The 16,556-nt window shown below is 72.4% G+C and carries 14 protein-coding genes and 1 tRNA gene; 2 read left to right on the top strand and 13 right to left on the bottom strand.

What is annotated here, in order from left to right; genetic code table 11:
- Positions 1–140: 140 nt before the first annotated feature.
- The 7 genes from CP974_RS10295 to CP974_RS10270 all read right to left on the bottom strand — a co-directional run bounded on the left by CP974_RS10295 (position 141) and on the right by CP974_RS10270 (position 5,395).
- Complete coding sequence (locus tag CP974_RS10295; protein WP_031128928.1) at positions 141–776, bottom strand: PASTA domain-containing protein; 636 nt, start codon at positions 774–776, stop codon at positions 141–143.
- 198 nt (positions 777–974) lie between these two features.
- Positions 975–1,127 (bottom strand): hypothetical protein, encoded by a 153-nt coding sequence (locus CP974_RS29580; protein WP_158100700.1) that lies wholly within the window; start codon positions 1,125–1,127, stop codon positions 975–977.
- A 123-nt stretch (positions 1,128–1,250) separates the two neighbouring features.
- A complete protein-coding gene (locus CP974_RS10290; protein ID WP_031128929.1) occupies positions 1,251–1,502 on the bottom strand; it encodes a hypothetical protein in 252 nt (83 codons plus the stop codon).
- 228 nt (positions 1,503–1,730) lie between these two features.
- Positions 1,731–2,981, bottom strand: coding sequence for a helix-turn-helix domain-containing protein (locus CP974_RS10285; RefSeq protein WP_031128931.1), 1,251 nt, complete (start codon positions 2,979–2,981; stop codon positions 1,731–1,733).
- A gap of 276 nt (positions 2,982–3,257) precedes the next feature.
- Positions 3,258–3,330 (bottom strand) — tRNA-His (locus CP974_RS10280).
- A gap of 137 nt (positions 3,331–3,467) precedes the next feature.
- Positions 3,468–4,079 (bottom strand): oligoribonuclease, encoded by a 612-nt coding sequence (gene orn / locus CP974_RS10275; RefSeq protein WP_031128932.1) that lies wholly within the window; start codon positions 4,077–4,079, stop codon positions 3,468–3,470.
- A gap of 86 nt (positions 4,080–4,165) precedes the next feature.
- On the bottom strand, positions 4,166–5,395 hold the full coding sequence (locus CP974_RS10270) for a helix-turn-helix domain-containing protein (RefSeq protein WP_031128933.1): 1,230 nt from the start codon (positions 5,393–5,395) through the stop codon (positions 4,166–4,168).
- Between the two features lie 985 nt (positions 5,396–6,380).
- On the opposite strand from CP974_RS10270, the gene CP974_RS10265 reads away from it, so the two are divergent.
- Both CP974_RS10265 and CP974_RS10260 read left to right on the top strand, forming a co-directional pair.
- Complete coding sequence (locus tag CP974_RS10265; protein ID WP_031128934.1) at positions 6,381–6,902, top strand: universal stress protein; 522 nt, start codon at positions 6,381–6,383, stop codon at positions 6,900–6,902.
- Positions 6,903–7,209: 307 nt separating this feature from the next.
- Positions 7,210–8,514 carry an alpha/beta hydrolase family protein gene (locus CP974_RS10260; protein WP_031128935.1) on the top strand — a complete coding sequence of 435 codons (1,305 nt, stop codon included), beginning with the start codon at positions 7,210–7,212 and terminating at the stop codon, positions 8,512–8,514.
- A gap of 95 nt (positions 8,515–8,609) precedes the next feature.
- Here the strand turns inward: CP974_RS10260 and glmS are convergent, their stop codons facing one another.
- The 6 genes from glmS to CP974_RS10230 form a co-directional block, all read right to left on the bottom strand.
- The gene (glmS, locus tag CP974_RS10255) at positions 8,610–10,427 is read right to left on the bottom strand and encodes a glutamine--fructose-6-phosphate transaminase (isomerizing) (RefSeq protein WP_031128936.1); all 1,818 of its coding nucleotides are present in this window, start codon (positions 10,425–10,427) and stop codon (positions 8,610–8,612) included.
- Between the two features lie 70 nt (positions 10,428–10,497).
- Positions 10,498–10,773 (bottom strand): hypothetical protein, encoded by a 276-nt coding sequence (locus CP974_RS10250; protein ID WP_010472110.1) that lies wholly within the window; start codon positions 10,771–10,773, stop codon positions 10,498–10,500.
- A gap of 564 nt (positions 10,774–11,337) precedes the next feature.
- Positions 11,338–13,233 (bottom strand): IucA/IucC family protein, encoded by a 1,896-nt coding sequence (locus tag CP974_RS10245; protein WP_223844418.1) that lies wholly within the window; start codon positions 13,231–13,233, stop codon positions 11,338–11,340.
- Positions 13,230–13,778: a GNAT family N-acetyltransferase gene (locus CP974_RS10240; RefSeq protein WP_031128938.1), complete on the bottom strand. Its 549-nt coding sequence runs from the start codon at positions 13,776–13,778 to the stop codon at positions 13,230–13,232. The genes CP974_RS10245 and CP974_RS10240 overlap by 4 nt, the downstream gene beginning before the upstream one ends.
- Positions 13,775–15,049, bottom strand: coding sequence for a lysine N(6)-hydroxylase/L-ornithine N(5)-oxygenase family protein (locus CP974_RS10235; protein WP_031128939.1), 1,275 nt, complete (start codon positions 15,047–15,049; stop codon positions 13,775–13,777). Before CP974_RS10235 ends, CP974_RS10240 begins: the two co-directional genes overlap by 4 nt.
- Positions 15,033–16,475 carry a pyridoxal phosphate-dependent decarboxylase family protein gene (locus CP974_RS10230; RefSeq protein ID WP_031128940.1) on the bottom strand — a complete coding sequence of 481 codons (1,443 nt, stop codon included), beginning with the start codon at positions 16,473–16,475 and terminating at the stop codon, positions 15,033–15,035. The genes CP974_RS10235 and CP974_RS10230 overlap by 17 nt, the downstream gene beginning before the upstream one ends.
- Between the last annotated feature and the right edge of the window lie 81 nt (positions 16,476–16,556).

The following is a 16,556-nucleotide window of genomic DNA, read 5'->3' as shown; positions in this document are numbered from 1 at the left end:
GCCTCGGACTCGTCGCGCTCGCAGCAGTGGGGGCGCGCAGGCAGGCGGAACGGATGCGTGCCCAGCGGGCGTCGTAGCCCTTGGCGGTGGCGCTGGGGAGTGAACGAGCTGCTCGCTGCTGGCAGGCGTCACACCGGCCGTTACGGGCAGGTCTCCTCGAACTTCACGGCGGTCAGCGCGATGGGCTGGCCGTTGAGCGCCGTGCCCGGCGCGGGGGTCTGCGTGCAGACCTTCCAGTTCGACTCCACCAGGACCATGCGGCCGTCGGGCAGCGCGTCTTCAACGGTGAGGCTGGTGGCCGCGTCCAAAGCCTGGCGGGCGACCTTCACGGACTTGCCTGCGAAGTTCGGCATCTTGTCGCCGGCCGCAGGAGTGTTGTCGCTCGTGTCCGTGGCCGGGCAGGACTCCTCCAGCTTGACCGTGCCGAAGTCGATCTTCGTGTCGGTGGAGTGCATGCCGGGCGCCGGGGTCTGCGAGCAGACCTTCCAGTTTCGGTCCGCGATCTGGTTGCGTCCTCGGCCGAGAGCGTCGTGGGAGGTGAGGGTGTAGAAGCCGAGCTCCTGGGCCTTGTCCTGCGCAGACTGCAGGCCCATACCGGTGAAGGCGGGGAGCTGTGCGCTGCTTGCCTTCGTCGTACCGCTGTCGGGAGCAGGGGCGCTGCGGGTCTCCTGCGTGCTCGCTGGTGGCGCTGAGTCGGTCTTGGTGGCGTCGTCGCAGGCGGTGAGGGCGAGAGCGAGAGCGGCGACGATGCCGGCGGTGGTGGTGCGGGTGCGCATGGTCTCCCCTGGGATGCGGGTGCGGTGTCGGGGCCATGCTGCCGTGTGGGGCGGTGCTACGTCTGGGGAACGAGAAAGCCGCGGTGGATCGTGCTACGAGGGGGGCCAAGTCGTGTGTGGGGCGGGCTGTTGAGGGCGCGCGCGGTGGTCTCTGGGATGCCGACCGGGCCCGGTGCAGGGAGTGGCGGAGGCGGCCGGTCACCGGTCCGCCACCCGACTGGTGCAGCGCGGGCACGAGCACGGCGGGAGGGCCTGCGCCCACGGTACGTCGTCCGCCGGCTCGATCTCCCGGCGCTCGCGGACCGTGACGGTGCTCCCGTCCGGCCGGACGCGGTAGACCCGCAGGGTCATTCCGCCCGCCTGCCGGGATCGCCTGCCGGGGGAACCCGGTCGTGGTACAGATGACATGTCGACTCCTCGTAGTCGGCCATGCCCCGGGCCGTGACAGCGGCGCCGGGGTCTTTCGTCGCGTGGTCAGGGAGTGGGTACGTGGACGGTGAAGACGTCGAGGTCCTCGGCGCCGACCAGGGAACCCGGCTCGGCGTCCGTCACGACCCCGTCAGCCCTGCGGGCTTCGAGCAGCGCGGAGAGGTAGGGCCACGCGGCATCGGCCGTGCTGCCCCCCTCGCGCGTGAACTCGGCCACGACGGTCCAGTCGCGAGCATCCGCGTAGGCGCGCAGCTTGTGCGGTGCGGTGCCGTAGAGGACGACGCGGATGCGGGACACACGATTCGCTCCGACTGGGTGGACGCCATACGCCGCGTCGTTGAGGCACGCTCTCCTGAGGCGCTGCTGGTGGGTTCGGCGGGTTCGGGTCATGCGACCACGATGCCGCTGGCCAGCCTGTAGGCGAAGAAGAGCCCCGTACGACTCTGACGATTCATCAGCTTGGGAGTCGTACGGGGCGTATGGCCGTTCGGCCTTCAACAGCCTTGTCTCACATAGGCCGTACGGCTAGAGGGCCGTGCGGGGTGTGGCCGGGAGGAAGGCGGTCGGGCCCGCCCCGCGTCCGGTGGCGCCGATCAGTTCGGAGACGCGGCGGAGGCGCGCGGTGGACGCCCTGCCGACCTTCTGGACGATGATCGAGGGGAGTGCCTGGTGGCGGGCCCACTGGGGGGCCTTGACGAGGGCCTGCTCCAGGGTGTCGAGCGACGCGTCCCACATCTTCGCGTCGGCCTGCGCCATCGCCTTGTCCATGGCGTACCGGTGCAGGGACGCCTCGGCCAGGGTCCTTTCGTGGTCCGGTGTGATGCCCTTCATGAGGGCAAGCGCCTTGCCCGTCTGGCCGAGCGCGACGTTGATGCCGACCGCCTGGGTGGTGGCGGTGACCGGGCCGAAGACCGTGCCGTGGGCGCGGGCTTCCTCGCCCATGCGCGCACCGGTGGCGTGGGACTGGGAGAGGTAGTCCCGCACCCGTTCCTTGTCGCCCGCGCGCGAGGCGACCACCGCCGCGAAGTTGATGTGTGAGCCGTACGCCACGAGATGGTCGGTGGTGGCCTTGGAGAAGCGGGGCTCGATGTCCGTGGCGGCCCGCTCGGCCAGGGCGAGCGCTTCGGGAAGGCGTGCGTCGCGCAGGTACACCCAGGCGCGTCCCGACATGACGAGAGCCTGGCGCAGGTCGTCCCCGGCCTTCTCCGCCGCCGCCTGCGCGTGGCCGATGGCCGCGTACGCGAGGTCGCGGGCCCCCATCAGGTTGGCGACGTAACCGGCGAGCCGGTAGCCGTCCGCCAGCAGGCCCCACGCTCGGGCCCGCTCGTCCGCCGGCTGCTCGTGGAGCCGGGCCGCCGCCTCGCCCAGCAGGGGCGCCGCCAGCGCTCCGGCCTCGACGTACCTGCCCGCCCAGTAGAGGTCCCAGCAGTGGGAGCAGCCCGCGGCGATCTCGTCGAGACCGGGGGCGGCGGCATCGTCGGGCAGTTCCCCCGCGGCGATGTCGTGCACCGCCCTCGACAGGTTCCGCATCATCGCGCGGTCGTCGTGCTCCATGGTGCGGCGGGGCGCTGTCTGGCCGAGGACCACGGAGGTGTCGACGCCGAGGGCGTTGGCGATGAGCAGGAGGGTCTGCAGCGTGAGGCGCTTGTCCTGTTCGGCGTGCTGGATGGTGGGGAGGGACAGGCCGGTCATCTCGGCGAGGTCGGACTGGCGGATGCTCTTGCCGCGAAGGATCTTGATCCGCTCGCCTGTGGTGTAGTCACTCCAGCGGGGCATGCTGTACTCCGTTCCTAGCGTCCACGGGAACGCTACCCACGGCAACGGCTCCGCGTACGGGGCTCGGAACCACAGAGGCGAACACCCGCCACGACGCCCCCGGATGACACTTGCGTGCACACGCCCTACGGGCGACCTGCCGACACTGTGGCGCAGGGCACAGGCGGCGGGCGCGTGGGGTGGCCCTGCGGCGGCTTGGGCGGCCACGGGCGGACCGTGAGCTGAAACAAGATCAGCCTCTGACCTGTTCTCCCAGGTCAGAGGCTGATCCTCCAGGGTGAGTGACGGGACTCGAACCCGCGGCATCCTGGACCACAACCAGGTGCTCTACCAGCTGAGCTACACCCACCATGTCCGGTCTTTTTCCTGACCGGCCGAGAAAAAGTGTACAGGGTCCCGGAGGGTGCTCGCGCACACGTTTCCCCGGGGCGGGTCCGGCGCCGTCTCCGGCCTGGTCGGGCACCGGACCCGCGGGTCGTCTCCGGGCTACTTCCGCGGCTCGGCGGGGAGCACGTGGCGGGCGGCGATGGTCTTCGCCGTCTCGGAGTCGGGGCCGGGCTGCGGGACGAAGACCGCCTCGCGGTAGTAGCGCAGCTCCGCGATGGACTCGCGGATGTCGGCGAGCGCCCGGTGGCCGCCCCTCTTCTCCGGGCTGTTGAAGTACGCCCTGGGGTACCAGCGCCGGGCCAGCTCCTTCACGGAGGAGACGTCCACGATCCGGTAGTGGAGGTAGCCCTCCAGCTCGGGCATGTCGCGCGCGAGGAAGCCGCGGTCGGTGCCGACCGAGTTGCCGCACAGCGGGGCCTTGCCGGGCTCCTTGACGTGCTCGCGGACGTACGCGAGGACCTGCGCCTGCGCGTCCGCGAGGGTGGTGCCGCCCGCGAGCTCGTCGAGGAGCCCGGAAGCGGTGTGCATCTCGCGCACCACGTCCGGCATCGTCTCCAGCGCCGCCTCCGGCGGGCGGATCACGATGTCCACGCCCTGCCCGAGCACGTTCAGTTCCGAGTCGGTGACCAGCGCGGCCACCTCGATGAGTGCGTCGTCCGTCAGCGAGAGCCCGGTCATCTCGCAGTCGATCCACACCATGCGATCGTTCATGCGTCCACCTTAAAGGGGCCGCCGGCGGTGGGACGCTCGCGCGCCTCGCCGCCGGCGGCCCCTTCGGGACGTGCCGTGTCCCGCCGTTACGGCGCGCTGCGCTGGCCCGGCAGCGACGCCCGCCCGGACGCCAGCGCGTCCAGGTGCGGCTTGCCCGGCTCGCCGCCCATGCCGGCCGCCGCGCCCGCCGTGGGGCGCCGCATCCCGGCTCCGGGCCCGCCCGGACCGCCGTGGCCGTGGTTGCCGTGTCCGCCGGAGCCCTGCGCCGGTACGACCGCGTCACCCATCGCCGCCCCGTCGCCCTGCGGGCGGCGCGCCCGGTAGGCGGCCCGGTACGCGGCGGGGGAGGAGCCGAGCTGGCGCCGGAAGTGGCCGCGCAGCGCGACCGGCGAGCGGAAGCCGCAGCGCCCGGCGACCTCGTCCACCGAGTAGTCGGACGTCTCCAGCAGCCGCTGCGCCTGGAGCACCCGCTGGGTGATCAGCCACTGCAGCGGCGCGCTGCCCGTCAGCGAGCGGAACCTCCGGTCGAAGGTCCGCCGGCTCATGTACGCGCGGGCGGCGAGCGTCTCCACGTCGAACTGCTCGTGGAGGTGCTCCAGCGCCCACGCCACGACCTCGGCCAGCGGGTCGGCGCCGATCTCCTCCGGGAGGGACCGGTCCAGGTACCGCTCCTGGCCGCCGCTGCGGCGCGGCGGCACCACGAGCCGCCGGGCGAGCGCGCCGGCCGCCTCCGTGCCGTGGTCGGTCCGCACGATGTGCAGGCACAGGTCGATGCCTGCCGCCGTGCCCGCGGACGTCAGCACGTCGCCGTCGTCCACGAACAGCTCCCGCGGGTCCACGTGGACCGACGGGTAGCGCTTGGCGAGCGTCGGCGCGTACATCCAGTGCGTGGTGGCGGGCCGCCCGTCCAGTAAACCGGCCGCGGCCAGGACGAACGCCCCGGTGCACAGGCCGACGATCCTGGCGCCCTCCTCGTGTGCGCGGCGCAGCGCGTCGAGCGCCTCGGCCGGTGGCGGCGAGGTGATCGACCGCCAGGCCGGTACGACGACGGTGCCCGCTCTGCTGATCGCCTCCAGGCCGTACGGTGCGGAGAGTTCCAGTCCTCCGGTCGTGCGCAGTGGCCCGTCCTCGCCCGCACAGACGAGCAGCCTGTAGCGCGGCACTCCGGCGTCCTGGCGGTCAACCCCGAACACCGACAGTGGGATGGAACTCTCGAAGATGGGGCCGCCGCTGAACAGCATGACGGCGACGACCTCGCGACGGCGGCGTCCGGACAGTTTGCGTCCGGTCTCCGGTGCGGCGGAGTCCTGGCTCATGACGCTAAGCCCCCCTCGGTGTTCGCGTCTCCTAGGTCCTGTCGCTCCTGCACGTTTCCCCTCGGTTTTGCACGAGACCCCGTTCTCCGATAGTCATGATCGAATCTACTGGGTCCCGCAGCGCCGGAGTGACAAGTTCCGCATCCGGCGCTATGTCGACAAGGCAACTTGGCGCGAAGCATTCGATCACGAAGCGTTTCACCCTCGGGGGCCCGCAGGAAAGTGCCTCTCGCGCTCATGGCCCATCCGCGTAGGGTGCGCGAGCCCTCTGCGGCCCTTATCTCCCAGGTGGCAAGGGGGTTCTCCGGCCATTCCGGTGCGGATGGGCAGGGTCCGAGAAGTTGGCTGAAAACAGATGGGTGCGGATGTGCGAAGCCGTCACCGGATCCGGTACGTCCTCCGGCACCTCGGCCGGGACGCCACCCGGCTGCCACTCCCGCTGCCCCCGAACCGCCGTCCCACACCTCCCTTACGGGGGCGGCACCCGGACCCGCCGCTTGCGGGACGCACCCCCGTCGCGCCCCTGACGGTCCCCTGGTGCGCCCCTGATGTGCCTCGGGGTGCCCGGTCCGGGCGGTGGTCGGGCGGTGGTGCGGCCCTTGCGGGGACGCTCGGCGCCGGCTCGGCGCCGCCCGCCGCGACCCCGCGCCGGAGGGGCGCGGAGGGAGTGCCGGGGAAGTGCCGAGGGGGCGGCGGGAGGCGTCTGAGGGGTGCCGGGGTGCCGGACCGGGGGCCGCTCCGGTCACCGTCGGAGGCCCGATGGTCACCCTGGGATACTTTTGTAGGGGCCAAGCGGCGTTGCGCCCCGGCGCGGGCTCGTGCATGCTCCCTGGAACGCCGCGAGGGCGGTGGCGGAACCTGGGCACGAGAGGAGTGGCGCCGTACCCTTGGGGGTATGGGGTTGGGAAGATGATTCCCGGACAGGGCTCCGTTGGGGGCAGTCCCTCGAACCCTCCTCACAAGGACCTTCTTCGCCGAGACACCCATGGCCGGTCACGAATTCCCTGAGAGAGCCGACCGCAGGCAGGTCGCCGATTCGCCGGTGGACCCCCTGGCGGCGGCAGACCCGCGTCACCCCTGTGACCCCGCGTTCCAGCACGGTGTCGTCGTCGGCTTCGACGGCTCCACCTCCAGCGAGCGGGCCCTCGCGTACGCGATCGGCATGGCCCGCCGGTCCGGCTCCGGCCTGATCATCGTGCATGTGGCGAACCGCCTTCCCACCACCGTCTGGGCCGGCTGCGAGCCGCCCGTCTTCGTGGACGTCCCCGACCACCGCACCGAGGTCCTGGGCCTGGAGCTGGCCTGCGCCGACCACCTGTCCGAGGTGCCGTGGATCCTCGTGGAGCGCGGCGGCGACATCTGCCACGAGCTGGAGGAGGTCGGCCGGGAGTACGCCGCCGACGCCATCGTCGTCGGCTCCACCCACGGGCTCGTCAGCCGCCTCTTCGGCTCCGTCGCCGGGCGCCTCGCGCGCCGGGCGCAGCGACCGTTGGTCGTCATCCCGTAGCGCAGCGTACATAGTTGACGAATGAATTAGGCCATCGCGGGTGACGGCGCGATGGGTGCCTCCCGCTCTGTCCGCGGCCGCGCGCCACCGCACTGATCTGCGCCGACCCGTGCCGCCCGGGTCCGCGCCGCGCGGTACCGGGCCCGCGCGGCGCCGGGATCGGTGCGGAGCGCGGCTCTCAGTCCACGGGTGGACGGTGACGGTCCGTCAACCCGCCACGGGCGTACGGGAGATCACCCCGAGGGCTGACCCCCGCCGTACCCGGGGCTGACGTTCCGGGACCGGCCTCCCGTCTAGCGTCCTGGCCATGAAGTCGCCACGTACGTTGCGTACGGCCGCCGCCGCGGCCCTCGTCATCGCGCTCACCGCCGCCGCCCCCGCCGTCGCCCAGAGCCCGGCCCCGCTCCAGAAGCGGCCCCCGGCGCGGGCCGCGGCCCTCCACGACGTCTCCGCCCCCTCCGGATCCGCTTCGCGGGGGGCCTCCGCCGGGCCCGCCCTCCAGAGCGCCCCCGCCGGCGCCGCGCCCCAGGACGCCCGCGCCTCCGCCGGGGTCGTGCTGCCCCGGCCCACCGGGGCGCATCCGGTCGGGCGGGACACCCTCCACCTCGTCGACCGGTCCCGCGCCGACCTCTGGGTGCCCGAGCGGCGCCGGGAGCTGATGGTCGACCTGTACTACCCCGCCCGGTCCGCCGCCGGGAGCCCCGCCCCGTACGCCGACCCGCGCGAGGCGCGGCTGCTGCTGGAGGCCGTGCCCGACAGCGATCCCGGCGCCCTCGCCAAGCTGACCGCCACCCGCACCCACAGTGTCGCGGGCGCCCGCCCGCGGCGCGGCAAGCACCCGCTGGTCGTCCTGTCGCCCGGCTTCGGCGGGCCCCGGTACACCCTGACCACCGTCGCCGAGGACCTCGCCAGCCGGGGCTACGTCGTCGCGGTCGTGGACCACGCCCACGAGTCGCTCGGCACGGTCTTCCCCGGCGGCCGGGTGCTCACCTGCGTGGCCTGCGAGAAGGCCGAGACGCTGGAGGACATGCGCAAGGCCACCGTGCAGCGCGGCCAGGACATCACCTTCGTGCTGGACCGCCTCACCGGGCCGCGCCCGGCCTGGCGGCACGCCGCCCTCGTCGACCGCAAGCGGATCGGCGCGTCCGGCCACTCCCTGGGCGGCGCCGCCGCGGCCTCCGTCATGGCGCGGGACCCGCGCGTGCGGGCCGGGATCAACATGGACGGCTCGTTCGGGGACCCGGTGCCGGCCGACGGGCTCGACGGGCGGCCGTTCCTGATGCTGGGCACGCACACGGACATGCACGAGCCGGGCGGCCAGGACCCGACGTGGGACGAGGCCGGGCGGAACCTGGACGGCTGGAAGCGCTGGCTCACCGTCGAGGGCACCGACCACCTGACCTTCTCCGACGTGCCGGTCCTCTTCGACCAGCTCGGCATCCCGTACGACGCCGAGACCCAGCCGACCATCCGGCCCGAGCGGGCGGTGCAGCTGGTCCGCGCCTACACGGCGGCCTTCTTCGACCTGCACCTGCGCGGGGTGCCGCAGCCGATCCTGGAGGGCCCCGCGGCGGCCGACCCGGAGGTGCACTTCAACAACCCGGCCGACTGACCCGGAACACCCGCGGGTGCCGAGACGAAGCGGCCCGCGGCCCGGCCGTGTCCAGACGGCCGGGCCGCGGGCCGGGGTGCGGCGCGGGGCGCCCCCTACTCGACCGTGACGGACTTCGCCAGGTTGCGCGGCTTGTCGATGTCGCGGCCCATGGCGAGCGCCGTGTGGTACGCGAAGAGCTGGAGCGGGATGCCCATGAGGATCGGGTCCAGCTCGTCCTCGTTCTTCGGCACGACGATGGTGTGGTCGGCCTTCTCCTGCTCCTGGTGCGCGACGGCGAGGATGCGGCCGCTGCGGGCCTTGATCTCCTCCAGCGCGGCGCGGTTCTTCTCCAGCAGGTCGTCGTCCGGGACGATCGCGACGGTCGGCAGCGCCGGCTCGATGAGCGCGAGCGGGCCGTGCTTCAGCTCGGACGCCGGGTACGCCTCGGCGTGGATGTACGAGATCTCCTTGAGCTTCAGGGAGGCCTCCAGCGCCACCGGGTAGCCGCGCACCCGGCCGATGAACATCATCGACTGGGCGCCCGCGTACTCGGCGGCCAGCTCCTTGATCTCGTCCTCCAGCTTGAGGATCTCGCTGATCTGCTCGGGCAGCCGGCGCAGGCCCTCGATGATCCGCTTGCCGTCGGTGACCGACAGGTCCCGGATGCGGCCGAGGTGCAGCGCGAGCAGCGCGAACGCGACGACCGTGTTGGTGAAGCACTTGGTGGAGACCACGCAGACCTCCGGCCCGGCGTGGACGTACACGCCGCCGTCGGCCTCGCGGGCGATGGCCGAGCCGACCACGTTCACCACGCCGAGGACGCGGGCGCCCTTGCGCTTCAGCTCCTGCACGGCGGCCAGCACGTCGTACGTCTCACCCGACTGGGAGACGGCGATGTACAGCGTGTCGGGGTCCACGACCGGGTTGCGGTAGCGGAACTCGGAGGCCGGCTCGGCGTCCGCCGGGATGCGCGCCATGCCCTCGATGAGGCTCGCGCCGATCATGCCGGCGTGGTACGAGGTGCCGCAGCCCAGGATCTTGATGCGGCGGATGGTGCGGGCCTCGCGGGCGTCCAGGTTCAGCCCGCCCAGGTGCACGGTGGAGAACCGGTCGTCGATGCGCCCGCGCAGCACGCGGTCGACCGCGTCGGGCTGCTCGGAGATCTCCTTGTGCATGTACGTGTCGTGGCCGCCCATGTCGTACGAGGCGGCCTCCCACTCCACGGTCTCCGGCGTCGCGGTGGTGGTCGCGCCCGACGTGGTGTACGTGCGGAAGTCGTCGGCCTTCAGGGTGGCCATCTCGCCGTCGTTCAGGGTGACGACCTGGCGGGTGTGGGCGATCAGGGCGGCGATGTCGGAGGCGACGAGCATCTCCTTCTCGCCGATGCCGAGGATCACCGGGGAGCCGTTGCGGGCGACCACGATGCGGTCGTTGAAGTCGGCGTGCATCACGGCGATGCCGTAGGTGCCCTCGACGACCTTCAGCGCCTCGCGGACCTTCTCCTCCAGGGTGGTGGCCTGGGAGCGGGCGATCAGGTGGGTGATGACCTCGGTGTCGGTCTCCGACGCGAAGACGACGCCGTCCGCCTCCAGCTTGGCGCGCAGCTCGGCGGCGTTGTCCACGATGCCGTTGTGGACGACGGCGACCTTGTTCTCCGGGTCCAGGTGCGGGTGCGAGTTGACGTCGCTCGGCGCGCCGTGGGTGGCCCAGCGGGTGTGCGCGATGCCGGTGGTCCCGTTGAAGCGCTTCGGGAGCTTGGCCTCCAGGTCGCGGACCCGGCCCTTGGCCTTGACCATCTTCAGGCCGGACGCCTTCGGGCTGGTGACGACCATGCCCGCGGAGTCGTAACCCCGGTACTCCAGCCGCGCCAGACCTTCGAGCAGCAGCGGAGCGACATCACGCTTACCGATATAACCGACAATTCCGCACATAGAGTTGGTGACCCCTCCTGGTTTCGGGTGTGTGCCCGGTGGTCCGGTGGCGGACCGGGCGGTCCGGCCGTCAGCCGTAGACGATGCGGCGCAGTTGCCTGAGCGACAGCTCCGGCGGCGCCACCGCGCGGTGCGGCAGCTCGGCCGCGATGCGCTCGAAGATCTCGGAGTTCACCGCGCCGGCCGCCTGGAGTTCCCGGTGGCGGCGGCGGACGAACTCCTCGGTCGTCTCGTCGAAGTACGCCAGCACGTCGAGCACCACCCGGGCGGCCTCACCGCGCTGGAGCGCGGTGCTGCGCACCAGGTGGTCGATGAGGTCGTCATGCGACGGGCGGCGATCGAGCACCCGTAGATACTGAGGGGTGAGGGGGCCGCTACGCAAGAAATCTGCCCGTAATCGGGCAGGAAGCCGCTTGATCGGCGGCGAGAACCCGCTTGGTCTAGACCGGGCGGGGTGGAGTGGCCGCTTCCGGGCCCCGTCGAACCGGGCCCCGACCGCCGCCCGGGCCGTCTCCGGGACCGCCGCCCGGGCCGCCCCCCCCCGGGGCCGCCCCCGGGGCCGCCTCCCGGGTCGTCTCCGGGCCCGCTTCCGGGGCCGTCGCCCGGACCGTCTCCGGGACCGCCGCCCGGGCCGCCCCCCGGGGCCGTCGCCCGGGTCGTCTCCGGGCCCGCTTCCGGGGCCGCCGCCCGGGGCCGGTGCGCGTGCCGCCGTCCCGGCCTCCGCGCGTGCCGCAGGACGGCGAAAGCCGGGGCCCGGAGGAGGACCGTACTCCTCCCGGCCCCGGCCGGTCCGGCCGCCCGCGGGCGTGACTCCCGCGGGCGGTGACCCGTGCGGCCCGCCGCCCACGACCGCGCGACCGCGCGACCGCGCGACCGCGCGACCGTGGGCCTGTGGGCCTGTGGGCCCGCCCTACGGGCGGTGCTTGGCGAGCGGGTTGGTCAGGGTTCCCACGAGCTGGAGCGCCGCCGACGGGTCCGCCAGGTCCACCATCTGCCTGTTGTCGCGGAGCTGGAGCCGGTTCAGGCACGAGAGGGTGAACTCCGGCGCGAAGATGTCGTACCGGGCGAACCGCTCCGCCAGCTCCGGCCGCGACGCCTGGTACGCCGTGACGCACTCGGCGACCGTCGCCCAGAACGTCTCCTCGTCCAGCACGCCCTCGGCGTCCAGCGTGGCGCCGAGGAACCGGAAGAAGCAGTCGAAGACGTCGGTGAAGACCGACAGCAGCTTCTGGTCCTCGGGGACCTCCACCCGGATGCGCTCCACGGCCGGCGGCAGCACCGCCTCCGGGTCCATGACGACGATCTCCTCGGCGATGTCCTTGAAGATCGCCCGCTGGACCGCGCCGTCCTCGATGACGAGGATCACGTTCTCGCCGTGCGGCATCCAGGCCAGGTCGTAGGCGTAGAAGGTGTGCAGGATCGGCAGGAGGTAGGCGTCCAGGTAGCGGCGCAGCCACCGGTCCGGGGCGAGCCCGGACTCCGCGATCAGCGCCCCCGCGAAGGAGGCGCCCTCGTGGTCGGTGTGCAGCAGCGACGCCATCGTGGCCAGCCGCTGCCCCGGCTCCAGGGACGGCACCGGGCTCTCCCGCCACAGCGCGGCGAGCATCTTGCGGTACGGCGAGTACCGGTCGGTGGCGGCCTCGTACTCCAGGTGCCGGTAGCCGACCGCGGCGCGCTCCCGGATGATCGAGAAGCGGGCGGCGCGCAGCACGCCGTCCTGGTCGATCAGCCTGGCCAGCCAGTCGTTGATGGCGGGCGTGGCCTCCATGTAGGCGGCGGACAGGCCCCGCATGAAGCCCATGTTCAGCACGGACAGGGCCGTCTTGACGTAGTGCTTGGCCGGGTCGGAGGTGTTGAAGAAGGTGCGGATGGACTGCTGCGCCAGGTACCGGTCCTCGCCCTCGCCCAGGTAGACGAGCCGCCGCGTGGCGATCTCGGCGGCGAAGGTCACCGTCAGCTTGTTCCACCACTGCCAGGGGTGGACCGGCACCAGCAGGTAGTCGGCCGGGTCCAGGCCGCGCTCGGCGAGGGTGCGGGCGAAGCCGTCCACGGCGGCGTCGCCCAGCTCGGCGCGGACGAAGGCGTCGTACTCGATGCCCGCGCCGGCCGTGAAGGCGGTGCGGTCCCGGTGCGCGGCGAGCCAGACGAGCCGCAGCGGGCTCGCCGCCTCCGGCGCGTAGGCGTGGTACTCGTCGCCGCCGAAGCCGAGGCGGCCGTTGTTGGCGACGAAGCAGGGGTGGCCCTCGGTCATGCCGGTCTCGACGGCCTGGAAGTCGGCCTTCGCCAGCTCGGCGGCGGTGACCGGCGGCTTGGCGGCCTTGTACGCCGCGCCGGCCAGCGTCGAGGAGATCTCCTCCAGGTACACCGGGAGGATCTCGTCGCTCAGGCCCAGCGCGCCGCGCAGCTCGATGACGAACTCCAGCGCGTCGAGCGGCAGCTCGGCGCCGTCGCGGTGGCGGCTGACGGAGTCGGCGTAGACCTGCCAGTGGTCCAGGGCGAACCGGCCGGCGGTGAAGCGGTACTCGGTGGCGCCGTCGTCGCTCAGGACCCGGTAGCGGCCCTCGCCGAGGGGCTGCGGGTCGAGCAGCCGCTCGTGGGAGAACTCGGCGAGCGCCTTGCGGATCAGGAGGCGGTTGGCGTGGGCCCAGCGCTCGGGGGTGAGGTGGGCGACGGCGCCGTCGGCGCGGTGCGCGGCCGGGGCGTCGGGACCGGCGGCGGCGCCGGTGGGCCGCGCGGCGTCGGCCGGGGCGTCGGTGGGGTGGGCGGCGGTGGGGTGCGCGGTGGTGGGGTGTGCGGTGGTGCTCATCGGGCGGCTCCCACGGCCGCCTCGAACGCCTCGCGGGTGCAGACGCTCAGCAGGGCCTCTTTCTCGGGCTTGGTGATCTTGTCGACGGCGACGAAGCCGACGGCCTCGTTGAGGGCGTGGACGGCGGTGTTGCGGACGTCCGGCTCGACGACGACCCGCCGCACGGCCGGGTCGCGGAACAGCTCGGCCATCACGGCGGTGATCACGGCACGGGTGAAGCCGTGGACCGGGGTGTCGGTCGGGGCGACCAGGAAGTGCATGCCCACGTCGCCGGGGAGGGGCTCGTACAGGCCGACCAGCTCGACCTCGCGGGGGTCGTAGCGCTCCATCAGGAACGCCGGCTCCCCGTCGTGCAGGCCGATGTACGCGTCGTGGTGCGGGTGGGCGGCGATGGCCATGTAGTCGCGCTCGACGTCCTCCAGGCGGTGGTCCTGCATCAGCCAGTAGGCCGCCTTGGGGTGGGTGACCCAGCCGTGCACCAGCTCGGCGTCGGCGAGGGGGTCGAGCGGGCGGAAGGCGAGCGCGCCTATGCCGGTGGTGCTCATACGGTGAACTCCTGGAACGCGATGGACTTCTCGACGGGGTAGTACTCGGTGCCCAGCAGCTCGCGGATGATGTAGGAGTTGCGGTACGGCCCCATGCCGAGGTCGGGCGAGGTGACGGAGTGCGCGTGGACGCCCGCGTTCTGCAGGAAGACCCCGCGCCCGGTGACGTCGACGGAGTAGTTGCGGGCGATGTCGAAGCGGCCGTGCCCGTCCCACTTGAGCCGGTCGCGCACCGGCTCCAGGAACTCGGGGACGCGGTACTTGTACCCGGTGGCCAGCACGAGCCCCTCGGTGTGCAGCTCGAACTCCCTGCCCTGCTCCTCCTGGCGCAGGCCCAGCGTGTAGGTGCCGGTCTCCTCGTCGTACGACGCGGACTCCAGCGCGGAGTTGGTGAGCAGGCGGGTGGGGACGGGGCCGCCGGTCTCGACGCTCTTCTGGTACAGCAGGTCGAAGATGGCGTCGATCAGGTCGCCGTTGATGCCCTTGAAGAGGCCCTTCTGCGCGGTCTCCAGGCGGTAGCGGGTCTCCTCCGGCAGCGCGTGGAAGTAGTCGACGTACTCGGGGGAGGTCATCTCCAGCGTGAGCTTGGTGTACTCCAGCGGGAAGAAGCGCGGGGAGCGGGTGACCCAGTTCAGCCGGTAGCCGTGGACGTCGATCTCGGAGAGCAGGTCGAAGTAGATCTCCGCCGCGCTCTGGCCGCTGCCGACGACCGTGATGGACTTCTTCGCCTTGAGCGCGTCGCGGCTGGTCATGTACCGGGAGTTGTGCAGGACGTCGCCGCCCAGGTCGCGGCAGGGCTCCGGGACGTACGGCGGGGTGCCGGTGCCGAGCACGAGGTGGCGGGCGCGGAAGGTCTCGCCGCCGTCCGTGTGGACCGCGTACACCCCCTCGGCCTCGTCGTACTCGACGCGCGTGACGGTCGTGGAGAAGCGGACGTTGCCGAGCTTGGCGGCGGCCCAGCGGCAGTAGTCGTTGTACTCGGCGCGCAGCGGATAGAAGTTCTCGCGGATGTAGAACGAGTACAGCCGGCCCTTCTCCTTCAGGTAGTTCAGGAAGGAGTACGGCGAGGTGGGGTCGGCGAGGGTGACGAGGTCGGACATGAAGGGCGTCTGGAGGTGGGCGCCCTCCAGGAACATGCCCGAATGCCACTCGAAGTCCGGCTTCGACTCCAGGAACAGGCCGTCGAGCTCCTCGATGGGCTCGGTGAGGCAGGCCAGCCCCAGGTTGAACGGACCCAGTCCGATCCCGATGAGGTCAAGAGGCGTGGACAAGGTTCTCTCCCAGGTACTGCTCGGCGTGGCCGGCTATCAGATCGAGGACGGCGGCGATGTCGTGCGCGGTCGTCTCGGGGTTGAGCAGGGTGAACTTGAGGTACTGGCGGCCGTCGACCTTCGTCCCGGCGACGACGGCCTCTCCGGACGCGAACAGCGCCTTGCGGGCGTGCAGGTTGGCCCGGTCGACCTCCTCGGGGGAGGCGCCGGGGCCCGGCACGTAGCGGAAGACCAGGGTGGACAGCGAGGGCCGGACCACCACGTCGTAGCGGGGGTCGGCGGCGAGCAGCCCGTAGCCCTCGGCGGCCAGGTCGCACACCTCGTCGAAGAGCCGCCCGACGCCGTCGGCGCCCATGACGCGCAGCGTCATCCACAGCTTGAGCGCGTCGAAGCGGCGGGTCGTCTGGAGCGACTTGTCGACCTGGTTGGGGATGCGCTCCGCCACCGTGCGGCGCGGGTTGAGGTAGTCCGCGTGGTACGTGGCGTGGCGCAGGGTCGCGCCGTCGCGGACGAGGACGGCGGAGGAGCTGACGGGCTGGAAGAACGACTTGTGGTAGTCGACCGTGACCGAGTCGGCGCGCTCGATGCCGTCCAGCAGGTGGCGGCGGGTGGGGGAGGCGAGCAGCCCGCAGCCGTAGGCGGCGTCGACGTGCATCCAGGCGCCGTACTCGGCGGCGAGGGCGGCGATCTCGGGCAGCGGGTCGATGGAGCCGAAGTCGGTGGTGCCGGCGGTGGCGACGATCGCCATGGGCACGAGGCCCTCGGCGGCGCAGCGGGCCAGCTCGGCGGCGAGGACGACGCTCTGCATGCGCCTGTCGCCGTCGCACGGGATGGACACGACGGCGGACCGGCCGAGGCCGAGGAGCCGCGCGGACTTCTGGACGCTGAAGTGGCTGCACTCGGAGGTGAAGATCCGCAGCTTCGCCAGGTCGCCGGTCGGCGCCTCCTCGCGGGCGAGGAGCAGGGCCTGGAGGTTGGACTGGGTGCCGCCGCTGGTGAAGACGCCGTCGGCGGCCGGGCCGAGGCCGATGCGCCCGGCGGTCCAGTCGACGAGGCGGCGCTCGATCAGCGTGCCGCCCGCGCTCTGGTCCCAGGTGTCCAGGGAGGAGTTGACCGCCGAGAGGACGGCCTCGCCGACGACGGCCGGGATGACGACCGGGCAGTTGAGGTGGCCCAGGTAGCGGGGGTGGTGGAAGTAGACGGCGTCGCGGAGGTAGAGGTCCTCCAGCTCGTCCAGGGCGGCGGCGGTGTCGCCGAGGGGCCGGTCGAGGTCGACCGCCGAGACGGCGGGGGCGAGGTCGTCGGGGGTGGCGCCGGTGAACGGGCGCCGGGTGGTGGCGAGTTTGCGCGCCACCCGCTCGACTCCATCGGTGACGGAACGTCGGTACTGCTCCGCCGTCGCGTCGTTGAGCAGGTGCGAGCGCATGCGAACATCCTCCCGGATGCGGGGACTTGGGCGTCCCTCGTGGACAGGGTGAGGGGCGAGGGACCGTGGTGCGTGGTTAGG

Origin of the sequence: Streptomyces fradiae ATCC 10745 = DSM 40063 (genome assembly GCF_008704425.1) — a bacterium.
Taxonomy (GTDB): domain Bacteria; phylum Actinomycetota; class Actinomycetes; order Streptomycetales; family Streptomycetaceae; genus Streptomyces; species Streptomyces fradiae.
Note: the sequence above shows the minus strand (reverse complement) of the source record. Positions and strands in the feature narration are given on the sequence as shown.

Excerpts from the sequence above, each read along its gene's own strand:
- CP974_RS10295 (WP_031128928.1), bottom strand. The coding sequence starts at position 776 with ATGCGCACCCGCACCACCACCGCCGGCATCGTCGCCGCTCTCGCTCTC.
- CP974_RS29580 (WP_158100700.1), bottom strand. The coding sequence starts at position 1,127 with ATGACCCTGCGGGTCTACCGCGTCCGGCCGGACGGGAGCACCGTCACG.
- CP974_RS10285 (WP_031128931.1), bottom strand. The coding sequence starts at position 2,981 with ATGCCCCGCTGGAGTGACTACACCACAGGCGAGCGGATCAAGATCCTT.
- orn (WP_031128932.1), bottom strand. The coding sequence starts at position 4,079 with ATGAACGATCGCATGGTGTGGATCGACTGCGAGATGACCGGGCTCTCG.
- CP974_RS10270 (WP_031128933.1), bottom strand. The coding sequence starts at position 5,395 with ATGAGCCAGGACTCCGCCGCACCGGAGACCGGACGCAAACTGTCCGGA.
- CP974_RS10265 (WP_031128934.1), top strand. The coding sequence starts at position 6,381 with ATGGCCGGTCACGAATTCCCTGAGAGAGCCGACCGCAGGCAGGTCGCC.
- CP974_RS10260 (WP_031128935.1), top strand. The coding sequence starts at position 7,210 with ATGAAGTCGCCACGTACGTTGCGTACGGCCGCCGCCGCGGCCCTCGTC.
- glmS (WP_031128936.1), bottom strand. The coding sequence starts at position 10,427 with ATGTGCGGAATTGTCGGTTATATCGGTAAGCGTGATGTCGCTCCGCTG.
- CP974_RS10245 (WP_223844418.1), bottom strand. The coding sequence starts at position 13,233 with ATGAGCACCACCGCACACCCCACCACCGCGCACCCCACCGCCGCCCAC.
- CP974_RS10240 (WP_031128938.1), bottom strand. The coding sequence starts at position 13,778 with ATGAGCACCACCGGCATAGGCGCGCTCGCCTTCCGCCCGCTCGACCCC.
- CP974_RS10230 (WP_031128940.1), bottom strand. The coding sequence starts at position 16,475 with ATGCGCTCGCACCTGCTCAACGACGCGACGGCGGAGCAGTACCGACGT.